This window comes from Actinoplanes sp. NPDC049668 (assembly GCF_044465445.1).
Classification (GTDB): domain Bacteria; phylum Actinomycetota; class Actinomycetes; order Mycobacteriales; family Micromonosporaceae; genus Actinoplanes.
The window spans coordinates 425562-444877 of record NZ_JBITLR010000004.1 but is presented as its reverse complement, the minus strand read 5'-3'; the positions used below and the strand labels follow the sequence as shown (position 1 = coordinate 444877).

Below are 19316 nucleotides of genomic sequence, written 5' to 3'. Positions count from 1 at the left end.
ATGACGTGGTACAGATAGGACCAGCAGGACACGGGGAGGGATGAACCGGCCATGTCCGCCATCGACGAGGTCATCACCGCGCTCCAAGCAGTGGCCGACGAACTCAACGACGCCACCAACGCGGCAAGCCACGCCGCGACCAAGGCCGACGACGCGCTCACGCAGGCCGTCGCACTCGGCGCAACCGCCACCGTCGCCGGACTCTCCGCGGTCAAGGAAAGCATCGACAAACTCCACCAACAGGTACAAGGCACCATCGACATCGCCAACGACACCGCCACCCAGGCCCGCGCAGTCGCCGACGGCACTTGAAGAGGCGGCGGCACAGCGCCGGCAGCGGCAGCCGGATCCGGGCGCGATCCTGAGCGCCGGCGGAGCCGGTTCGGGTCGGGCGGCACTCAGGAGCGACGTGATCAGGCCCCGTCCCGCGCCGAAAGACGTGATCGATTCACGAGCGAGGCGGTCGGCTGGTGGACGTCCGCGGGGGCGGCGGGCTATGCCACATTTGCAGAGTTCCTGTCGGTCCTGCCCAAGGCGATCGTCGGCACGGCACTTGCCGTCGGTGCGGCACTCTCGGCCTACAAGGCTTGGAACACGAAGAGACGCGAGGAGCGTGGCCAGTGAAGATCGATGATCGAATTGAATCGACGGTGCGTGACCTCCTCAATGCAGTCGTCAAGTCGAAGGAGAACGACTTCGAGGTCACGCTGAGGGAGTTGCCGGACAGCGCCAGCCGGGAGAAGGCACTGGAACTGGCGGTTGCCGTGTGCGTGTTCGTGGTAATCGACACCTACGACCGCCGCCCCATGCCGGACGAGATTCGAGAGATTGCTCAGGACGTTGTCGAGGCAGGGTCCTGGATGTCCCTCACCGAACAAGAGGTGGCCCAGTTTCTTACCGCCGCCCTGGACGGCAAACCGCTTGCGCAGGTTCTCGACGCACACAGCGCGTTCTTCCTGGCGTTCATCATCACCGGAATTCTCCTGGTGGCGTCCCCGAAGGTCGGCGAGGGTGAGCTCTGGTTCAACTACCTCGACCGGGTCGAGGCCGCGATCGAAGCGACACCGGCCACCTGACCGCGACCTCGTCGCACTGAGTGGGGGCACCCGTGAGATGGGATGAGTACGCCGAGGCGTCGCGGCGGCTGGCGGAGCTTCGTGGGCGGGAGTCGTCGCGGCAGGCGCAGACCCAGCAGCGGGTCGCCGCCGGACGGGCGTCGGTCGAGCAGCTCCGCAAGCGCCTGGATGCTCAGGCGGATCACCTTGTCGGCCTGTCGACGCGGCTTCGGGAGGCGACGCCGGCGACCGGCGGTGTCGCGCGAACGGGGCTGACGGATCTCGATGAGGCGGTACGTCAGGCGTGGGAGGCGATCGGTCAGGCGGATACCGAGGCGCGTCAGGCCGAGGAGCGCGCCACACGGCCGGCGCTTCTGCCGGGCATGTCTCCGACCGGCCGGGGCGTGCTGGTCTACGCCACCGCGACCACGGTCATGTGGCTGGTGTCCTGTGGCCTGTTCACGCTCAGCCCGGATTCGGGCGGTACGTCCGCCGGCCTGTTGCTGTGGTCGCTGTGTGGCCTCCCGGCCATCGCGTTCTTCGGCGGCTACCTCACGCTCGCGATCTTCGGACGGTCGCGCGTTGAACCCGCTGGTCAGGACCGCTACTCGAAGCGGCTCGGCGGGCTGATCTGTTTCCTGGGGATGCTCTTAGGGTGGATCTTGTATGTCGCGATATCCGCGCTGCTGTAGGCCTCACGAGAGCAGGCCGTGCTCGTGTGCGAACACCGCTATCTGCACCCGGTCGCGCAGCGACAGCTTGCGCAGGATCGCGCCGACGTGGGTCTTCACTGTCGACTCCCCCGCGAAGATCTCGGCGGCGATCTCCGCGTTCGACATTCCGCGGGCCACCGCCCGGAAGACGGCCCGCTCCTTGTCGGTCAGCGTGAGATAGGCGTCCGGTACCGGCGCCCGCTCCGGGAACTGGGTCCTCAGCAGCGCCGACAGGTCGGCGGGCGCGAGCACCGCGTTGCCGGCGTGCACGCTGCGGACCGCGTCGGTCAGCTGCGCGGGCGTGGTGTCCTTCAGCAGGAAGCCGCTGGCGCCGTGGCGGATCGCGGTGGCCGCCCGGTCGTCCAGGTTGAACGTGGTGAGTACCAGGACGCGTACCGGGTGCGGCGGCGCGGTGGCGTAGATGAGCCGGGTCGCCTCGACGCCGTCCGTTCCGGGCATGCGCAGATCCATCAGGACGACGTCCGGGCGCAGCTCCTCGACCAGGCGCACCGCGTCCGCGCCGTCGCCGGCCTCGCCGACCACGCGGATGCCCGGCTGGGCGTTGAGGATGACCGCGACGCCGGCCCGGAACAGCTCCTGGTCGTCGACGACCAGCACGGTGATGTCGTCGCTCACGGCAGCGGGATCCTCGCCGTCGCGACGTACACGTCGCCGTGCACGCCGGCCGACAGGGTGCCGCCGACGCCGGCGAGCCGCTGCCGCATGCCGTCCAGCCCGGAGCCCGCCGGACCCGGCCGGTCGTCCGCGGTGGCTTCGATCGCGTTGCGGACCTCGATCTCCAGCGTGCCGGGCGACCACGTTCGCCGTACGGTCAAGGCCCCGCCCCGAAGGCCGTGCCGGATCGCGTTGGTCAGCATCTCCTGCAGCACCCGGTACGCGGTGATCCGCTGTTCCTCGTCGAGGGGCCGGGGCGTGCCCGTCTGGCCGGACATCACCTCGTGGCCGCCCTCGCGCAGGTTGTCGATCAGCCGGTCCAGGTCGTCGGCGGAGTCGCGGGTCGCGGTCAGCACCTGCCGCACGTCGCCGAGCGACGTGCGGGCCGAGGTGGCGATCGTCGCCAGGGCCGACTTGAGGGCGGCCGGGTCGTCATCGGGCAGGTACTGCCCGGATTCGGCCTGCGCCAGGATCACCGCGAGGGAGTGGCCGACGACGTCGTGCACGTCGCGGGCCAGCCGGGTCTGCGCGTCCCGGATCCGGGCGGTCTGCTCGGCGCGGGCGCGTTCCCGGGCGGCCCGTTCCAGGTCGATCCGGGCCCGGTCGGAGATCCGCAGGGCGAGCCCGGCCAGCCACGGCGTGCCGAGCAGCGCCGCGAACACCAGGACGGTGCCGACCTGCCAGCCGAACCCGAGCTGGTCGATGGTCCGGCCGGCGAGTTCCCAGGAGGAGTACGGGATGTAGAGGTTCACGGCCCGCGCGTCGATCAGCGCCACCGCGACCACCGATCCGGCCGCGATCGACAGCGCGCTCGCCCAGAGCGCGGCCCGCCCGCCCCAGCGGGCCACCCCGAACGCGATCACCGCCACGGCCGCCTGGGTCATCACCAGCGGCGTGCCGGTGGCCGCCTGGCAGATCGGGATCAGCCAGGCCAGCACCAGCGAGAACCAGGGCGCGTGCGGTACCGCCGCGACGGCCAGCGCGGTGCCGAGCACGACCAGCAGGAACAGGGGGCCCTGACCGCCGTACTCGATCGCGCCGGAGAAGAGCACGGCGACCGCGGCCGTCGTGCAGAACAGCGTCCCCCGATCGCTCACCTCCTCCACGTTAGGCCAGCGCGTCGCTGATCAACCGGTCAAGCAGGTCCGGATAGCCCATCCCGGCGGCCGCGAACATCCGCGGCACCTGGGAGTGCTCGGTGAGGCCGGGCATCGTGTTCACCTCGTTGAGCACCGGCCCGTCCGCGGTCAGGAAGAAGTCGACGCGGGCGACGCCACGGCAGCCGAGCGCGTCGAACATCGCGCCCGCGGCGGCCTCGAGGGCCTTGCCGGCGGCCGCGTCGATCGGCGCGGGCACCAGGAACGTCGTGGCGCCGCCGTACTTGGCCGCGTAGTCGAAGAACCCGTCGGCGACGATCTCCAGGGCCGGGGAGACGATCCGGCCGCCGGGACCGTCGAGGACCGCGACGTCCACCTCCCGGCCCTCGACGACGCGCTCGACGAGGACGCGGTCGTCGTGGCGCAGCGCCTCGGCCAGCGCGCCGGGCAGGTCCCCCGGCGCGCGGACCGCGGCGACGCCGAGGCTCGATCCGGCGGCGACCGGCTTGACCACGACCGGGCCGCTCCAGGCGTACCCGTCGACGGTCCGCGCGGTCAGCAGCCGCCCCGGCGCGGTGCGGATGCCGAGCTCCTCGGCGATCAGCTTGGTCACCCACTTGTCCATCGCGAGGGCGCCGGCGCGCAGCCCCGAGCCGGCGTACGGGACGCCGGCCAGGTCGAGGAGCGCGGCGAGGGCGCCGTCCTCGCCGCGCGGGCCGTGCACGATCGGCAAGGCGACGTCGCAGCCCTGCAGGATCCCGACCGCGGCGGGCAGCCCGCCGGGCCAGGCGCCGTCGCGCCCGACGGTGAGCCGGACGACGTCGTACCTCGACGGGTCCAGGGCGTCGGCGACGGCCGCGGCCGAGGCCAGCGAGACGTCGTGTTCGCCGTTGCCGCCGCCGCCGATGACGGCGGCCCGGATGCGGGTCATGTCAGTTCCCTCCGATGACGTGGCGGTGCGGGCGGGCGCCGAGCCCGGTGACGATCTCGTGCGGCAGGGTGCCGGCCCAGCCCGCCCAGTCGGCGACGGTCGGCTCGCCGTGCCGCCCGGGCCCGAAGGCGACGGCGATGTCACCCGGCCGGCAGCCCGGACCCGCCTCGACGACGACCTGATCCATGGAGATCCGGCCCGCGACGCGGCACCGGCGACCACCGAGCAGCACCTCGGCGTGCGGCCCGGCCGTGCGGGGCAGCCCGTCCGCGTAGCCGACCGGCAGCAGCGCGAGCGTGGTGTCCCGGGACGCCCGCCACGCGTGGTCGTATCCGACCGGGGTGCCGGCCGCGACCCGGCGCACCTCGACGACCGGCGCGGTGAGCGTCATCGCCCCGCGCAGGGCGTTGCCGCCGGTCGGGTCGATGCCGACCAGCCCGGCGCCGGTGCGTACCAGGTCGAGGTGGGCCTCCGGGACGGTCAGGGTGGCGGCCGTCGCGGCCAGGTGACACACCGCCGGGCGCAGCCCGTGCCCGCGCGCGACGTCGACGCACTCCCGGAAGCGCCGCAGCGCGCCCGCGGTGTCCGGCCCGGCCAGGTGACTCATCACCCCGGCCACGACGACCCGCCCGGACGCCTCCGCCTCGCGCGCCGCCCGGCACAGCCCGGCCCACTGCTCCGGCGCCGCGCCGTCGCGCGCCATCCCCGTGTCCACCTGCAGGTGCACCCGCGCACCCGCCGGCATCACCGCCAGGTGCGAAAGACTGGGAACCGCAAGATCAATATTTTCCCGTACGGCGGAAGCGAAGTCGGCGGCCAACGGGTTGAGCCAGCTCAGCACCGGCGCGCCCAGCCCCGCCGCGCGCAGTTCCAGCGCCTCCGGAATCCCGGTGACGCCCAGCCACCTCGCGCCGGCCCCGATCGCGGCCCGGGCCACCCCGACGGCGCCGTGCCCGAAGCCGTCCGCCTTGACCACGGCCATCAACTCACCCCGCGCCCGCGCCGCGAGCACCCGGGTGTTGTGCGCGACGGCGTCCAGATCGACGACGATCCGCGCGGCGGCGCCGTTGCGGGCCCGCCCCGGCGGGTCACTGAGAAGGATCATGCGATGAAGATCGCCGAAGGCGAGGTCCGCGCACATCACTCTCAGGTACCGCCGCGGTGTACCCAGGTATTGGATCTTGATACTGGCGGAGCCCGACTACGCTGCCGCGATGCGATTCGAGCCCGGCGAGGTCGTCACCCGTCGATACCTGCGCGGGCGCTGGTGCAGCTGGGCGCAGGCGATGCGGGTGGTCGCCGACGACGAGCGCGGGCTGCTGCTCTGGCAGCCGGCCGGGAGCGACTTCGCCATCCTCGTCGACGCCGACGGCAACACGCCGCACGACCTCACCCCGGACCGGATGCGGGACCCGAAACTGACCGTCCGCGCCTGGCAGGGTGACGTCCTGATCCTCATGCCGCCGCAGGCCTCCTACTCCGTGTGGTGGTTCTTCAAGGAGGGCGCGTTCTCCGGCTGGTACGTCAACCTGGAGGAGCCCCACGTCCGGCAGCACGGCGAGGTACGAACCAGGGACCTCGTCCTCGACATCGTCGTCACGCCGCAACGCGAGTGGGAGTGGAAGGACGCCGACGAATTCGAACGCCGCATCGGCCACCCCCTCTACTTCGACAGCGCGGGGGCCAGCGCGATCCGCGCCGAGGGTGAACGGCTCATCGAGATGATCGTGGCGGGGCGGTTCCCGTTCGACGGCACCCTCACGGACTTCCGGCCCGATCCGGCCTGGTCGCCGCCGCGGCTCGGCGGCGGGCCGGGCTGAGCCCGCGCGCCGCGGTCAGCGGGTTCGGGTCTCGCAGACCGGCCGGCGGGGATCGTCGTTGTGCACTATGAGGTCGGCGTGCTCGGCCGGGCGGACCGTGGCGAGGTAGAGCCGCTGGGCGGGGAGGTAGCGCTCGCGCCAGCGCCGTTCGACGTCGGCCCGGGATGACACCCGGCCCTCCCGGATCACGGCACGTTCCACGGTCTTGTCCAGCGCGGTCGACACCAGGACGCGCAGGTCCCACCGGTCGATCAGTTCCGGGCGCATCAGGAAGACGCCGTCGAAGACCAGCACGGCGTCGGCGGTGGCGGTCGCGGCCGGCGGCGACAGCACGGCATCCGCGGTGTGGTCGTAGACCGCGCGCCGGAAGCGTCGATCCCCGCCCGGGCCGAGCGGATCGAGCAGGACCCGGTTCAGCGCGCCGTGGTCGTGTGCGTCGAGGTAGCAGCCTTGCGCCGAGTACTCGCCGCGCGGATAGCGCCGCGCCCGGGGGAAGAGGAAATCGTCGATCGTCGCGCGGATGACGTCGCGGCCCCGCGCGCGCAGGACGACGGCCAGTTCGTCGGCGAGCGTGGTCTTACCCGCGGCGGGCGGCCCGTCGACGGCGACCCGCGTCGGGTGCGAGACGGTGACGGATTCGACCGCCTCGGCCAGGCGGCCGAGCAGCTCGTCGCGAGCGCCTTGTCCCATGGTCAGTTCGACGAGAAGTGATCCCGCAGCTTGTCCGCGTAAGGCAGTCGCTGCTCGGCCGGGGTGAAGTCCCGCTGCGGGCCGTGATTCTTCGGCCACCATCGGGGCGAGACGAACGCGGTCGCCAGATCGTCGCGCCGCACGACGTCGCGCTGCGTTCGCCATTCGTCCTCACCACCCGCCACCAGCCGGCAGAACGGGCACACGTAGTCGGACGGCGCGTAGTTGAACACGGCCCGATCATCCACCGTGGCTTCAAGGGCGCTCGCGAAGGTCCTAGGCTTTGCGGGCCAGCAGTTGGATCTCCTTGAACTGCCGGCGGTCGGTGGGCTGCGGCTCGCGGACCATCCGGGCCACCTCGGCCAGCCCGGCCTCGCGCAGCAGGGCGGCGAGGTGGTCGGGCCACCACCGGTAGGCCGGCGCGACCGTGTGGTCGTAGACCTCGGTCGGGTGTGACCGGTCCTCGCTCGCCGGGAAGCAGATCAGAAGGTGGCCGCCGGGCGCCAGCACGCGGTGGAACTCCGCCAGGATGACGCCGATCTCCGCCGGCGGGGTGTGTATGACGGACCAGCGGGAGAGCACGCCGCCCAGGACGCCGTCGGCGATGTCGAGCGCGACCATCGTGCCCACGTCGAACCGCAGGTCCGGGTGGGTCTGCCGGGCCAACTCGATCATCACCGGGGAGGCGTCGACGCCGAACGCCGTCAGCCCGAGCCCGCTCAGGTGTGCGGTGATGTGGCCGGGGCCGCAGCCCAGGTCCGCGACCCGGTCGTTGCCGCCCGCGGTGACGAGGTCGGCGAAGGCGCCCAGGATCGCGCGGTCCAGCGGACTGTCGCGCAGGGTGTCGCGGAACAGTTCCGCATAGGTGTGCGCGACGGCGTCGTAAGGCTCGGCTTCGATCATGCCGGCGACATTAGGCGACGGCCGCCCGGGGTGACGACTCGCGCCACCCCGGGCGGTCGTTCAGCGGCGGAGGGTGAAGCTGAAGTCGCCGGACGATCGCCCGGTCAGGCGTTGCTTCGAGGAGAGGCCGCCGTCGGCGACGAGCCGCCGCACCTCCGATCGCGACACCCCCAACCCGGCCGACAGCAGGCTCGTCAGCCTGATCGGTATCGGCCGGAGGAAGCGGACCGACACGGCGGTCGCGCCGGCCCCCGCCTTCTCCAGCGCCCACGCGCCGTCCCAGTCGAGCGAGACGCCGTTGCGGCGCAGAAGCATCGGGTCCGCCAGCACCTTCGCCGCGAGCTCCACGTCGTTGTCGTGGAACCGGGTCAGGGCCGACGGGTCGATGGCGCGGACGTTGGTGCGTTCCAGGACCGTCAGCTTGACGGTCTCCCCGCATCCGGCGCACAGCGCCAGGAGCCAGACGTCGAGGAGCTTGTGGTTCGCGTTGATCCGGAACTTGCCGTGCGCGCGGTACCGCGAGGACGCGCACCTCAGGCAGCGCCGACGGATGAGCGGGAGGCCCGTGGGGCGTACCAGCCATTGTGTTGCTATGGAATTCATAGACGAAGACCGATCTGCTGCGACATTTCCGTGCGGAGACGACGCTCCGCGGAGGAGTCCGCGCATGACGCGGATGCCCGTGCTCAGACGAGCAGGGCCCAGCCCCTGCCCGGGGCGGTGGAATGTCTCAGCTGATGTACAACGGCCCGTCCTTGTTCCGGTGCTACGACCCGGCGACGCTAACAGCGCGACGCCGGACCGCTCCACCGGTTATCGATGCGGCTACCGTTGCGCCGATGATGCCGGCGAAACCGCTCCCCGAGTGGGAGAGAATGCGGACCCTGCGCGCCGAGTCGGAGTACCGGGCCTGCCGGAAGGACCCGCGGATCGCGTACGCGCTGTGGTGCGCGGTCGGCATCTTCGGCGGGCACCGGTTCTACCTCGGCGACACCGGCCGCTCGATGGCGATGCTGTTCACCCTCGGCGGCTGCGGCCTGTGGACGCTGCTCGACGTGTTCGCCGTCGGCCGCCGGGTGCGCGCGGTGAACCGCGCGCGACGAGCCGAGATCATGGACCGGTACGGCATCATCGACGGTTGACCTCCATCGCCGCACTGAACATACTTTCACTGAATCCGTATTCAGTGAAAGGCGGACGGGCATGCGATCGATCATCATCGGCGGGGGTGTCGCCGGCGCCGCGGCGGCCCTGGCGCTGCGGCGCGTCGGCGTCGAGGCCACCGTCTACGAGGCGTACGAGGATCCGGCCGGCGACGTCGGCTCGTTCGTGAGCCTGGCCGGCAACGGCCTGCGCTGCCTGGACGTGCTCGGCTGCCTCGAGCCGGTCCAGGCCGCCGGCGTCGAGATACCCCGGCAGCGGATGTGGTCGGCCGGCGGCCGCCTGCTCGGCGACGTGCCGCGCGGCCGGCGCAGCGCGGACACCCTGCACAGCGTCACGCTGCCGCGCGGTCGCCTGGTGGCGGCGCTGCGGGACGCGGCCGCCGCGGCCGGAGCCCGCATCGTCACCGGCGAGCGCGCCGTCGGCGTGACGGAGACGGCCGACGGCGTGCGGGCCGAGTTCGCCGGCGGCCGGCGCGACGGCGCCGACCTGCTGGTCGCCGCCGACGGAATCCGGTCGATCGTGCGCGGCCTGCTCGACCCCGCCGCACCCGTTCCGGAGTACGCCGGGCTCTACGCGATCTCCGGCGTGTCCAGGATGGACGGCGTCGAGCCGGGCGTGTTCAACCTGACCTTCGCCCGCAACGGCGCCTTCATCCACCTGGCCGCCGGCCCGGGCGAGGTGTGGTGGCAGGCGCAGATCGCCCGCCCGGACGAGCCCGGACGCGCGGGTGTCGACGACGCCGACCGGCTGCGCGACATCGCCCGGCTGTACCGGGACGAGAGGGTGCCGTCGGCGGTCATCGCGGCGACCACCCGCCTGCACCCGGCCGTGCTCTTCCACGCGGTCGACCCGGTGCCGACCTGGCACGGCGAGCGGACCGTGCTGATCGGCGACGCCGCCCATCCGGTCGGCGCGGGCCAGGGCGCGTCGATGGCGATCGAGGACGCGCTCGCCCTGGCCACGGCGCTGCGGTCGGAGCCGGCGATCCCCGGCGCGCTGAGGGCGTACGACGCCGAGCGGCGCCCGCGGATCGCCAGGCTCCTGGACGCGGCCGAGGACAACCGCGGCATGAAGAAGGCCGGCCCGGTGAAGCGCCGGGCGCAGGCGCTGATGATGCGCCTGTTCGTGCCGCTGTTCTACGAGCGGGCCACCGCGCACCTGTACGCCTACGAACCCCCGCGGCTCAGCGCTCCGACCGGCCGAGCGCCACGATGAGGGACTCGATGCTCAGGATGAGCTTCTCGAGCCCGGCGATCACCTCGTCGGTCGCGGGGGCGGCCGGCTCGCCGTCCTCGTCGTCGACCCCGAGCCGCGCCTCCACCGCGGTGGGCTCGTACATCTCCTCGAGCAGACGCAGGTAGAGCTCGTTCGGATTGGGCAGGTCGCGCAGCTGGCTGATGGTGCGCCGGGTGGTGCGGTCGCTGCTGGTGAAGCTGCCGTAGCTCAGCAGGCGCCCGAGCACGGTCTGGTTGTACTGGATGTCGACGACGCGCAGCAGCGGCACCATCCGCACCCGCCGCCAGAGGATGCCGCGGGTCATCATCACCCGCTTGTTCGTGATCACGAACCGGTCGAACCACCAGCCGAGGAACCGGTAGGCGATGAGGAACAGGGTCGCGACGCAGATCGCGGCGGTCAGGAAGCCCGCGTACTGCGGCTTGATCCTCAGCTGCGTGACCCACACGCCGAGGACACCGTAGAGGAGGATGATCGAGCCGGACTTGACGACGTTGATCCAGTGGCGCTTCCACTCGCCGCGGTATCGCTCGGTCGGGAACAGGTAGCGAGCGACCAGCGTGGTCGGCTCGTCCTCGCGGTACTCCCGCGGCGGAAGGGCCTCGGCCAGCGACCCGTCCGAGTCGGAGCCGACCAGCCGCCGCAGCCGGGTGAGCACCGCCGCCGACAGGAAGCCCATCCCGGTCAGCAGCTTCAGGAGTTTCCCCGGGCGTACGGTGATGAGCGCCTGCAACTCCTCGGTCCGGACCGGCCGCTGCGGGTGGTCCTCGGCGTACTCGAGGCCGGCCGCCCACCGCACCAGGACCCGGCCCAGCCAGGGCGAGAGGTCGGTGGCTTCGTTGACGATCAGTCCGAGGACGACACCGATGACGATCTCGATGCCGCTCATGTGCCGTACCTGGGGCGCAGCCGCGGAGACGGCCGGTTGTGCCCGGCGGTCCGCGCGCGGGCCAGGTCGACCTTCTCTGCCACGATGCGGTAGTAGCGCAGCCTGGGTCGCTGCTCGCCGGCCTTCAGCTCCTCCCAGGAGGCGGTGATCCAGCCCATCTCCTCGAGCTTGTCGAGGGCGCGGTAGACGCTCGGACCGGACCGGCGGGTGCGGTGCATGATCTCCCAGCCGTGGATCTCGGCCTGCCCGTCCCAGGCGTCCAGGAGCACGTCGAGGACGGCCACGAGGGCGCCGTCGACCATGGATCCCGCCATGCGGTGATGCTACGGGCACCGTGAGTGATCAAGATAGTGCGAGCCACCAACGGCGTGACGCCAGCGCGGCCAGGCCGGCGCCGGCGGCGTTGAGCAGCACGTCGTCCACGGACGACACCCGGTCCAGCCGCAGGACGTACTGGGCGACCTCGACCAGGACCGAGCACCCCGCCGCGAGCGCCAGGATCCGCGGCACCGACGCCAGCGCCGCGAACCGCAGCGGCGCCAGCAGGCCGAGCGCGGCGAAGACCAGCAGGTTGCCGACGATCTGGACGGTCACCGTCAGCGGCCCGGCGGCGAGGACCGTGAGCAGGTCCCGCAGCGGCACCAGGCTCACCCGGCCGGCCACCGACCCGGCCCGCTCCCCCGGCATCATGATCATCCATACCCAGGGCACCGTCCCGTAGACGATGCCGACCTCGGCCAGCGAACTGCGCCAGGTGCGTCGGCGGGCCAGCGCCCACGCCGCCAGCGCGGCAATCGGCAGCACCGCAACCGTGAACAGCACCACGCCGCCGAACGTCCTCACAGCAGGCCCCGGTCCCGGGCGTAGATCGCCGCCTGGGTCCGGTCCCGCAGCCCGAGCCGCTCCAGGATCCGGGAGATGTGGTTCTTCACGGTCCCCTCGCTCAGATGCAGCCGGGCGGCGATCTCCCGGTTGGTGGCGCCCACCGCGACCAGCCGCAGCACCGCCTGTTCCCGCCCGGTCAGGTCGACCCGCGGCGTACGCGCCGGCGCGGCCCGGTCCAGGGCCGTGACCAGCCGGCGCAGCGCCGCGCTGTCGTGCTGGTCGACGCCGGCCCGGGCCAGCCGCACCGCCTGGGCCAGCTCCCGCGGCGGCAGGTCCTTCAGCAGGTAGCCGCCGGTGCCGGCACGCAGCGCCCGGACCACGTACTCCTCGTCGTCGAAGGTGGTCAGCATCAGCACCCGGCACGACGGCAGCCGCTCGCGCAGCAGCTCGGCGGCGCGCAGCCCGTCCAGCACCGGCATCCGGACGTCCATCAGCACCACGTCGGGCCGGGTCTGCACGGCGAGCGCCACCGCGGCCCGGCCGTCCGCCGCGGTGCCGACCACCTCGATGCCGGGCTCGATGCTCAGCAGGGAGGCGATGCCCTCCCGGATCAGCGCCTGGTCGTCGGCGACCAGCACGCGCACCGGCTCCGGCGCGGAGGTCACCGGGCCACCGCCGGCCCCGGCAGGCACGCCACCACCCGGGTGCCGCGGCCGGGCGCGGACTCCACCCGGACGCTGCCGCCCAGCGCGGCCAGCCGCTCCCGCATCCCCGGCAGGCCGGTGCCGGTCGCCGCCTCGACGGCGAAGCCCCGCCCGTTGTCCTCGACCTCGAGCACCGCGTCCGCGTCGCCGCACCGCAGCACCACCTCGACCCGGTCCGCGGCGGCGTGCCGGCGTGCGTTGGTCAGCGCCTCCTGCGCCACCCGGTACAGCGCCTCCAGGCCGGCCCGGTCGTGCGCCGACTCGCTGCCGCTGACCTCCAGGCGTACCCGGAAACCGGCGTCGTCGAGGCCCTCGGCCAGCGCGCCGAGGGCGACCGCCAGCAGGAACGGCTCGGCCCGCAGGACGCCGACGGATTCCCGGATCTCGCGCAGCGCCCGCCCCGCGGCCCGGTGCGCGTCGGCGACGGCCCGGTCCGCGGCGGCCGGGTCCCGGTCCCGGAACGCCTCGGCCTTGGCCAGCTGCACGCTGATCGCGGTCAGGTGATGGCCGAGGCTGTCGTGGATGTCGCGGGCCAGCCGGTTGCGCTCGGCGGCCGCGCCCAGCTCGGCCACCCGGCGCTGCGCCAGCCGAAGGTCGTCCACCAGCCGCTCGGCGCGCAGCCGGCTGCGTCGCTGGTCGGCCGCGAAGGCCGCGGCGGCGAGGGCGAGCACCATTCCGACGAAGAACATCAGCAGGTCGGAGACGATCTCCGGATCGGAATGCCAGCCCGGGATCGACACGGCCTGGACCACGGCGCCCGTCAGGTAGGCCACGGCCACGAGGTGCCCGGCCTCGCGGCCGAGCGAGAGGTAGGCGACGAACGGCGGCAGGACATAGAGCACGCGGGCGAAACCGCCGGGGTCGGCCGTGTTCACGGCCGCCAGCAGCAGCATCCGTACGGCGAGGAGCACGATCGCCCGCCGACGGGTCGTCGGCGCGCGCCAGTCGAGCTGCTCCACGACGAGCAGCGCCAGCAGGGCGGCCACGAACCCGGCGACGCTCGCCGCCGACGCGTCCGGCGCCAGGCCGGCGACGACGAAGTAGAGGCCGGTGAGCAGCACCGCGCCGTAGAGCAGCGAGGCCATCCACCGCAGCGGCGGTGCGTCAACAGCCATGCCGCCAGGCTAGGCAACCACCTCAAGGATTCCTACGGCCGCGCTCGGATCCTGGCCGATGGTCAGGTGCCGAACGGCCGCGCCCGGCGCCGGATCCGGCCCGGCGGCACTACCGGCGGCCGGCCGGCGCGCGGCACGGTGGCGGCGTCCGCTACCGAAGGAGTCCAACATGTCCGATCGAATGCTCTACCGCCTCGCCGGGCTGGCCGGCGTGCTCGGCGGCGCCCTCATCCTGGTGGCGGTCGCCCGCCGGGCCGGGGTCATCCCGGAGAACGGCCTCACCCATGCCCTGGCGCCGCCGGCCAGCGCGCTGCTGCTGCTCACGCTCACCGCGCTCTACCTGCGCCAGCGGCATGCGGCGGGCTGGCTCGGGCTGGCCGGCTTCGTGCTGCACCACCTCGGGCTGAGCGGGCTGTTCGCGATCGAGTTCCTCACCCACGCCGTGCTGCAGTACCAGGACGCCACGACCCGCGAGCAGCTGCTGACCGGCCCGGGCCGCCCGTACTTCCTGGTGGTGGCCATGACCTTCCTGGCCGGGGTGCTGCTCTTCGGCGTCGCCTCCTGGCGGGCCGGGGTGCTGCCCAGGATCGCGCTCGCCCTGTACGTGCCGGGCCTGTGCCTCGCCGCCCTGCGTACCTCGGTGCCCGAGGCGGCGTACCTGTCCGGCCTGGCCGTCGGCGCGATCGGCGTGACCTGGCTCGCCACCGCGCTGGTCCGGGAGCCGGAGGAGACCGGGGCCGGTCGACGCGTCGCGCGCGCCGAGGGCCTCGCCGCGTGACGACGCGGCGTTCAGATCGGACGGTGCCGGGGTATGGACCCAGGCATGGCGCTGCCGATCGAGGAGTACGCGATCATTGCCGACACGCAGACCGCCGCGCTGGTGGGGCGCGACGGGTCGATCGACTGGTTCTGCGCGCCGCGGTTCGACTCGGGTGCGGTCTTCGCCGCGCTGCTCGGTGACGAGGAGAACGGGCACTGGACGATCCGGCCGGGTGGCGAGGTCATCGCCACCCGGCGCCGGTACCGGGACGACACGTTGGTGCTGGAGACCGAGTTCGAGACCGCGGACGGGGTCGTCCGCCTGATCGACTTCATGCCGCCGCGGGACGAGGCGCCCACCCTGATCCGCATCGTCGAGGGCGTCCGGGGCAGCGTGCCGATGTCCATGGCCATGCGGCTGCGCTTCGACTACGGGCACGTCGTGCCGTGGGTGTACCGCGAGGGAGAGGACCTTGTCGCGGTCGCCGGCCCCGACGCGGCGTGGCTGCGCACGCCGGTCGCGACCCGCGGGGAGAACCTGGCCACGGTCGCGGATTTCCGGGTGGACAGCGGCGACCGGATCCCGTTCGCCCTGACCTGGCGGCCCTCGCACCTGGCGCCCCCGGAGCCGCTCGATCCACTGCACGAGCTCGGCGTGACCGAGGGCTACTGGCGCGGTTGGGTGTCGGCGTGCACCTACCAGGGCGAGTGGCGCGACGCCGTGGTCCGCTCGCTGCTCACGCTCAAGGCCCTCACGTACGCCCCGACCGGCGGAATCGTCGCGGCCGCCACCACCAGCCTCCCGGAGCAGCTCGGCGGCGTGCGCAACTGGGACTACCGCTTCTGCTGGCTCCGCGACGCCACGATCACGCTGCAGTCGCTGATGTACTCCGGCTTTCAGAGCGAGGCGATCGCCTGGCGCAAGTGGCTGCTGCGGGCCATCGCCGGCAATCCGGCCGAACTGCAGATCATGTACGGCGTGGCCGGCGAGCGCCGCCTCGACGAGTACGTGGCGACCTGGCTGTCCGGCTACGACGGCAACCCGGTCCGGATCGGCAACGCCGCCGCCGAGCAGTTCCAGCTGGACGTGTACGGCGAGGTGATGGACGCCCTGCACCAGGGCCGCCGGGCCGGCCTCAAGGCCGACGATCCGAGCTGGGGGCTCCAGGTCAAGCTGATGGAGTTCGTGGAACGGCACTGGCGCGACCCGGACGAGGGCATCTGGGAGGTACGCGGCGGCCCGCGGCAGTTCGTGCACTCCAAGCTGATGGCCTGGGTGGCCGCCGACCGCGCGGTCAAGGCGGTCGAGGAGTTCGACCTCGAAGGCCCGGTCGAGCGCTGGGCCGCGCTGCGCGAGGAGATCCGCGGTGAGATCCTCGAGAAGGGTTACGACCCGTCGCGCCGGACGTTCACCCAGTTCTACGGCTCGACCGAGCTCGACGCGGCCCTGCTCATGGTGCCGCTGGTCGGCTTCCTGCCGGCCGGCGACGAACGGGTGACCGGCACCGTCGCCGCGATCGAGAAGCATCTGCTGGTCGACGGTTTCGTGCAGCGATACACCCAGCATCCCGGCACCGACGTCGACGGCCTGCCGCCCGGCGAGGGCGCGTTTCTGGCCTGCACGTTCTGGCTGGCGAGCAACTATGCGCTGCTCGGCCGGCACGACGACGCCCGGGAGACGTTCGCCCGGCTGCTCGCCCTGCGCAACGACGTCGGGCTGCTCTCGGAGGAGTACGACACCGTCGCGCACCGCCTGGTCGGCAACTTCCCCCAGGCGTTCAGCCATGTTCCGCTGATCGACACCGCGCGCACGCTCGGCGTGGCCCTGGCACCCTCCGAGGCGCGGGCGCGCGAGGGACTCAAGTGACGCCCGCCGGGTAGCCGGGCGCGGTGTTGGCCAGGGTGGCGTCGCCGCCGTAGTGCGCGAGCACCCGGTGGTCCATCACCCGCCGCCACAGCGGCGGTATGAACGCGATCAGCAGCATCGTCGCGTAGCCGGCCGGCAGCTGCGGCGAGACGTCGAAGCTGCGCAGGGTCTGGTACCGGCGCAGCGGATTGGCGTGGTGGTCGCTGTGCCGCTGCAGCTGGAAGAGGAAGACGTTGGTGGTCAGCCGGTCGCTGTTCCAGCTGTGCCGCGGATCGACCCGCTCGTAGCGGCCGGCGGCGTTGCGCTGGCGCAGCAGGCCGTAGTGCTCGAGGTAGTTGACCGCCTCCAGGACGGAGAAGCCGACCACGGCCTGCAGCACCAGGAACGGCAGCACCTCGGGGCCGAACCAGAGCGTCAGGAGCGCGAACAGGGCGGCGGTCATGGCCCAGGCGTGCAGGATCTCGTTGCGTACGCTCCACGGCGTGCGGCCGCGCAGCCGGTGCCGCGAGGTCTCCAGGCGCCACGCCGAGCGCAGGCTGCCCAGCACGGTCCGCGACCAGAACCGGTAGTACGTCTCGCCGAGCCGGGAGCTGGCCGGATCCTCGGGCGTCGCGACCCGCACGTGGTGGCCGCGGTTGTGCTCGACGAAGAAGTGGCCGTACCCCGTGGGGGCCAAGGCGATCTTGGAGAGCCAGCGTTCGACGCTCTCCCGCTTGTGGCCGAGCTCGTGGGCGGTGTTGATGGCGATGCCGTTGACCAGCCCGGCGGTCAGCACGAGACCGACCGCGCCGGCCGGTCCGGGTCCGCGGGTCCACACCGCGCAGGCCATGACCAGGGCGACGAACTGCGCGGGCAGGAACAGGTAGGTGATCCACCGGTAGTACCGCGACGCCTGCAGGGCGGGCACGGCGTCCTCCGGCGGGTTGGCCCGGTCGTCGCCGACGAGCAGGTCGATGACGGGGATGACGCCGAGGACGAACACCGGGGTGAGCCACCACGCCAGCGACGACCCGGTCGCGGCGGCGAGCAGCAGCGCGGCGAACGGCAGGGCCGGCACCACCAGGGCGAGCGTCCAGAGTGGGCGCTTCGCGTCACGCCAGACAGAGGCATCGACATCCATGGGTCAATGCTTTACACGAATGGCCTCCGTGTCAAGCAGGCGGACGAAGACCTCGGCGAGCATGTCGGCCGCGTCGGCGGCGGGCCGCCTCGGCAGCACGATGTGGCTGACGGTGAGCCGCACGATGGCGTCGGCGGCGACGTCGACCGCCGCGGGGGCGACGCCGGGCAGGTGCGCCGCGGCCCAGCCGCGGATCACGTCGCCGGCGGTGTCGAGCACGATGTCCACGCGCGTGGTCAGGAAGGGCAGCAGCTCGTCGGCGCTGCCGCGCCCGTCGGTCAGGATGGCGCGTACCAGCGGGTTGCGGTCGGCCTCCGCCAGCGCGAACCGGATCGCCGCGCGCGCCGCGGCGCGCGCGTCACCGCCGTGCGCGTTCAGGCGACGGTCGACGCCCGTCACGAACGTCCGGATCTCCCGGACGGCGAGCGCCTCGGCCAGGCCGGCCCGGCCGTCGAACTCGTTGTAGAGCGTCTGCCGGCTGACCCCGGCGGCCCGGGCCACGTCGGCCATGCGCACGCGGTCCCACCCGTGCGTCACGGCCGATTCGCGCGCGGCGTCCACGAGCGCCTCGCGGATCCGGGCCCGGCTGTTCATCCTGGACGGCGATTCGGCACTCATCGCACAGGATCGTAGACACCATTCCGGTCGGATGGGCGCGGCAGATCCGCGGTCTTGTCCTGATACATGGCGACGTCCGCCTCGGCGGTCAGCGCCGCCAGGCCGGTGGCCACGCCGGCGGGACGGTGTGCGGCACCGATGCTGACGCCCACCGAGATCTCGTGACCGTCGACCCGCACCGGCCGGCCGATCTCGGCGCGCAGCCGGGCGCTGAGCTCGGCCGCCTCGGCCGGGCCGGTGTCCGGTAGGAGCACCACGAACTCGTCGCCGCCCAGCCGGCCGGCCAGGTCGCCGGCGCGTAGCCCGGCACGCAGCCGGCCGCCCGCCTCGCGCAGCACGCTGTCGCCCGTCGCGTGTCCCCGGACGTCGTTGACCAGCTTGAAGCCGTTCAGGTCGAGCAGCAGCACGGTCAGCTCCCGGCCGGCCAGCCCCTCGGCGTACTCCGTGATCCGGGCCCGGTTCGGCAGGCCGGTGAGGCCGTCGTGCGTGGCCTGGTGCTGCAGCGCCTTGCGGGTCGCGTTCAGCTCCTTGACCTGGCGGGCGTATGCGGCCGACTGGGTGCCGCTGAGTACCGCGACGAACAGGTGGATGGCGATCGCGAACGGCAGGTCTTCGGGGCGCACGGCCTGGTCGCCGAGGGCGATCACCGTGACGGCGAACACCGCCGAGGTGGCCGCCCAGGCGATCAGCGCGCCGCGCAGCCGGTGCCGCAGGGCGCCGACGACGATCGGGACGATCAGGCCCGGCCAGGTGGTGAGGTCTCCGTACACCTGGAACCAGACGACGATGCCACTCATGACGAGGGTGTCGCCGGCCACCTGGCCGGCGCTCAGCACGCCGTAGCGCGGACCGTCGGGGCGCCGGAAGTTGATCAGCGCGAGCACGTTGCCGATCGCCATCACGGCGATTCCGGCCAGGCACCCGGCGATGAGCTGCGGCTCGTCCGGGACGGGCATGCCGAACCAGCCGGCCAGGAACAGCACCGTGGCCAGCAGGCCGCTGCCGCGGGAGAGGAAGTTGGCGCCCTCGACCGCGCGGCGCTTGCGCAGCATCGAGGCTTCCGGCGTGGTGCTCACAGGCCCCTCATCGGTCGGCCCGAGCGGGGCATGACGATTCGCCGACCGCATGAGGGGTG

24 protein-coding genes are annotated in these 19316 nt (G+C 72.7%); 8 read left to right on the top strand and 16 right to left on the bottom strand.

Annotated elements, in window-relative coordinates; genetic code table 11:
• Positions 1-51 precede the first annotated feature (51 nt).
• The 3 genes from ACIBSW_RS19315 to ACIBSW_RS19305 all read left to right on the top strand — a co-directional run bounded on the left by ACIBSW_RS19315 (position 52) and on the right by ACIBSW_RS19305 (position 1747).
• A complete protein-coding gene (locus ACIBSW_RS19315) occupies positions 52-312 on the top strand; it encodes a hypothetical protein (RefSeq protein WP_354728152.1) in 261 nt (86 codons plus the stop codon).
• Between the two features lie 308 nt (positions 313-620).
• Positions 621-1076: a hypothetical protein gene (locus ACIBSW_RS19310; RefSeq protein ID WP_354728150.1), complete on the top strand. Its 456-nt coding sequence runs from the start codon at positions 621-623 to the stop codon at positions 1074-1076.
• Positions 1077-1108: 32 nt separating this feature from the next.
• Positions 1109-1747, top strand: coding sequence for a hypothetical protein (locus ACIBSW_RS19305; protein WP_354728148.1), 639 nt, complete (start codon positions 1109-1111; stop codon positions 1745-1747).
• 3 nt (positions 1748-1750) lie between these two features.
• Here the strand turns inward: ACIBSW_RS19305 and ACIBSW_RS19300 are convergent, their stop codons facing one another.
• The 4 genes from ACIBSW_RS19300 to alr are packed head-to-tail and all read right to left on the bottom strand — an operon-like array spanning position 1751 to position 5576.
• Positions 1751-2404, bottom strand: coding sequence for a response regulator transcription factor (locus tag ACIBSW_RS19300; protein ID WP_354728146.1), 654 nt, complete (start codon positions 2402-2404; stop codon positions 1751-1753).
• The gene (locus ACIBSW_RS19295) at positions 2401-3540 is read right to left on the bottom strand and encodes a histidine kinase (RefSeq protein ID WP_354728144.1); all 1140 of its coding nucleotides are present in this window, start codon (positions 3538-3540) and stop codon (positions 2401-2403) included. The genes ACIBSW_RS19300 and ACIBSW_RS19295 overlap by 4 nt, the downstream gene beginning before the upstream one ends.
• Positions 3541-3550: 10 nt before the next feature.
• The gene (locus ACIBSW_RS19290) at positions 3551-4471 is read right to left on the bottom strand and encodes a D-alanine--D-alanine ligase (RefSeq protein ID WP_404799384.1); all 921 of its coding nucleotides are present in this window, start codon (positions 4469-4471) and stop codon (positions 3551-3553) included.
• Position 4472: 1 nt separating this feature from the next.
• Positions 4473-5576, bottom strand: coding sequence for an alanine racemase (alr, locus tag ACIBSW_RS19285; RefSeq protein ID WP_354729754.1), 1104 nt, complete (start codon positions 5574-5576; stop codon positions 4473-4475).
• A gap of 109 nt (positions 5577-5685) precedes the next feature.
• On the opposite strand from alr, the gene ACIBSW_RS19280 reads away from it, so the two are divergent.
• Entirely contained in the window at positions 5686-6291 is a 606-nt protein-coding gene (locus ACIBSW_RS19280) for a DUF402 domain-containing protein (protein ID WP_354729752.1), read from the top strand.
• Positions 6292-6306: 15 nt separating this feature from the next.
• Here ACIBSW_RS19280 and ACIBSW_RS19275 read toward each other — a convergent pair whose 3' ends face one another.
• From ACIBSW_RS19275 to ACIBSW_RS19260, 4 genes are read right to left on the bottom strand one after another with little or no spacing between them, the layout of a single operon-like run.
• Entirely contained in the window at positions 6307-6981 is a 675-nt protein-coding gene (locus ACIBSW_RS19275; RefSeq protein ID WP_354729750.1) for a uridylate kinase, read from the bottom strand.
• Positions 6982-6983: 2 nt separating this feature from the next.
• Positions 6984-7214, bottom strand: a complete 231-nt coding sequence (locus ACIBSW_RS19270) for a hypothetical protein (protein ID WP_354729748.1) — start codon at positions 7212-7214, stop codon at positions 6984-6986.
• 43 nt (positions 7215-7257) lie between these two features.
• On the bottom strand, positions 7258-7884 hold the full coding sequence (locus tag ACIBSW_RS19265) for a class I SAM-dependent methyltransferase (protein WP_354729746.1): 627 nt from the start codon (positions 7882-7884) through the stop codon (positions 7258-7260).
• Positions 7885-7944: 60 nt separating this feature from the next.
• On the bottom strand, positions 7945-8487 hold the full coding sequence (locus ACIBSW_RS19260; RefSeq protein ID WP_354729744.1) for a DUF1062 domain-containing protein: 543 nt from the start codon (positions 8485-8487) through the stop codon (positions 7945-7947).
• Between the two features lie 236 nt (positions 8488-8723).
• Between ACIBSW_RS19260 and ACIBSW_RS19255 the strand changes: the two genes are divergently transcribed.
• Both ACIBSW_RS19255 and ACIBSW_RS19250 read left to right on the top strand, forming a co-directional pair.
• A complete protein-coding gene (locus tag ACIBSW_RS19255; protein ID WP_354729742.1) occupies positions 8724-9026 on the top strand; it encodes a TM2 domain-containing protein in 303 nt (100 codons plus the stop codon).
• Between the two features lie 61 nt (positions 9027-9087).
• Complete coding sequence (locus ACIBSW_RS19250; RefSeq protein WP_354729740.1) at positions 9088-10263, top strand: FAD-dependent monooxygenase; 1176 nt, start codon at positions 9088-9090, stop codon at positions 10261-10263.
• Here ACIBSW_RS19250 and ACIBSW_RS19245 read toward each other — a convergent pair.
• The 5 genes from ACIBSW_RS19245 to ACIBSW_RS19225 are packed head-to-tail and all read right to left on the bottom strand — an operon-like array spanning position 10232 to position 13817.
• Positions 10232-11173: a PH domain-containing protein gene (locus ACIBSW_RS19245; protein ID WP_354729738.1), complete on the bottom strand. Its 942-nt coding sequence runs from the start codon at positions 11171-11173 to the stop codon at positions 10232-10234. The genes ACIBSW_RS19250 and ACIBSW_RS19245 overlap by 32 nt on opposite strands.
• The gene (locus tag ACIBSW_RS19240; protein ID WP_354729736.1) at positions 11170-11487 is read right to left on the bottom strand and encodes a hypothetical protein; all 318 of its coding nucleotides are present in this window, start codon (positions 11485-11487) and stop codon (positions 11170-11172) included. The genes ACIBSW_RS19245 and ACIBSW_RS19240 overlap by 4 nt, the downstream gene beginning before the upstream one ends.
• A 28-nt stretch (positions 11488-11515) precedes the next feature.
• The gene (locus ACIBSW_RS19235; protein ID WP_354729734.1) at positions 11516-12016 is read right to left on the bottom strand and encodes a VanZ family protein; all 501 of its coding nucleotides are present in this window, start codon (positions 12014-12016) and stop codon (positions 11516-11518) included.
• Positions 12013-12663: a response regulator transcription factor gene (locus ACIBSW_RS19230; RefSeq protein ID WP_354729732.1), complete on the bottom strand. Its 651-nt coding sequence runs from the start codon at positions 12661-12663 to the stop codon at positions 12013-12015. The genes ACIBSW_RS19235 and ACIBSW_RS19230 overlap by 4 nt, the downstream gene beginning before the upstream one ends.
• Positions 12660-13817 carry a sensor histidine kinase gene (locus ACIBSW_RS19225; RefSeq protein ID WP_354729730.1) on the bottom strand — a complete coding sequence of 386 codons (1158 nt, stop codon included), beginning with the start codon at positions 13815-13817 and terminating at the stop codon, positions 12660-12662. The genes ACIBSW_RS19230 and ACIBSW_RS19225 overlap by 4 nt, the downstream gene beginning before the upstream one ends.
• A 169-nt stretch (positions 13818-13986) precedes the next feature.
• Here ACIBSW_RS19225 and ACIBSW_RS19220 point away from each other — a divergent pair, with 169 nt between their 5' ends.
• Both ACIBSW_RS19220 and ACIBSW_RS19215 read left to right on the top strand, forming a co-directional pair.
• Entirely contained in the window at positions 13987-14595 is a 609-nt protein-coding gene (locus ACIBSW_RS19220) for a hypothetical protein (protein WP_354729728.1), read from the top strand.
• A gap of 45 nt (positions 14596-14640) precedes the next feature.
• Positions 14641-16443, top strand: a complete 1803-nt coding sequence (locus ACIBSW_RS19215; protein ID WP_354729726.1) for a glycoside hydrolase family 15 protein — start codon at positions 14641-14643, stop codon at positions 16441-16443.
• On the opposite strand, the gene ACIBSW_RS19210 is transcribed toward ACIBSW_RS19215, so the two are convergent.
• From ACIBSW_RS19210 to ACIBSW_RS19200, 3 genes are read right to left on the bottom strand one after another with little or no spacing between them, the layout of a single operon-like run.
• Positions 16436-17563: an alkane 1-monooxygenase gene (locus tag ACIBSW_RS19210; RefSeq protein WP_354729724.1), complete on the bottom strand. Its 1128-nt coding sequence runs from the start codon at positions 17561-17563 to the stop codon at positions 16436-16438. The genes ACIBSW_RS19215 and ACIBSW_RS19210 overlap by 8 nt on opposite strands.
• Positions 17564-17566: 3 nt before the next feature.
• Positions 17567-18181, bottom strand: a complete 615-nt coding sequence (locus ACIBSW_RS19205) for a TetR family transcriptional regulator (protein ID WP_404799383.1) — start codon at positions 18179-18181, stop codon at positions 17567-17569.
• Positions 18178-19257 (bottom strand): GGDEF domain-containing protein, encoded by a 1080-nt coding sequence (locus ACIBSW_RS19200; protein WP_354727918.1) that lies wholly within the window; start codon positions 19255-19257, stop codon positions 18178-18180. Before ACIBSW_RS19200 ends, ACIBSW_RS19205 begins: the two co-directional genes overlap by 4 nt.
• Positions 19258-19316 lie beyond the last annotated feature (59 nt).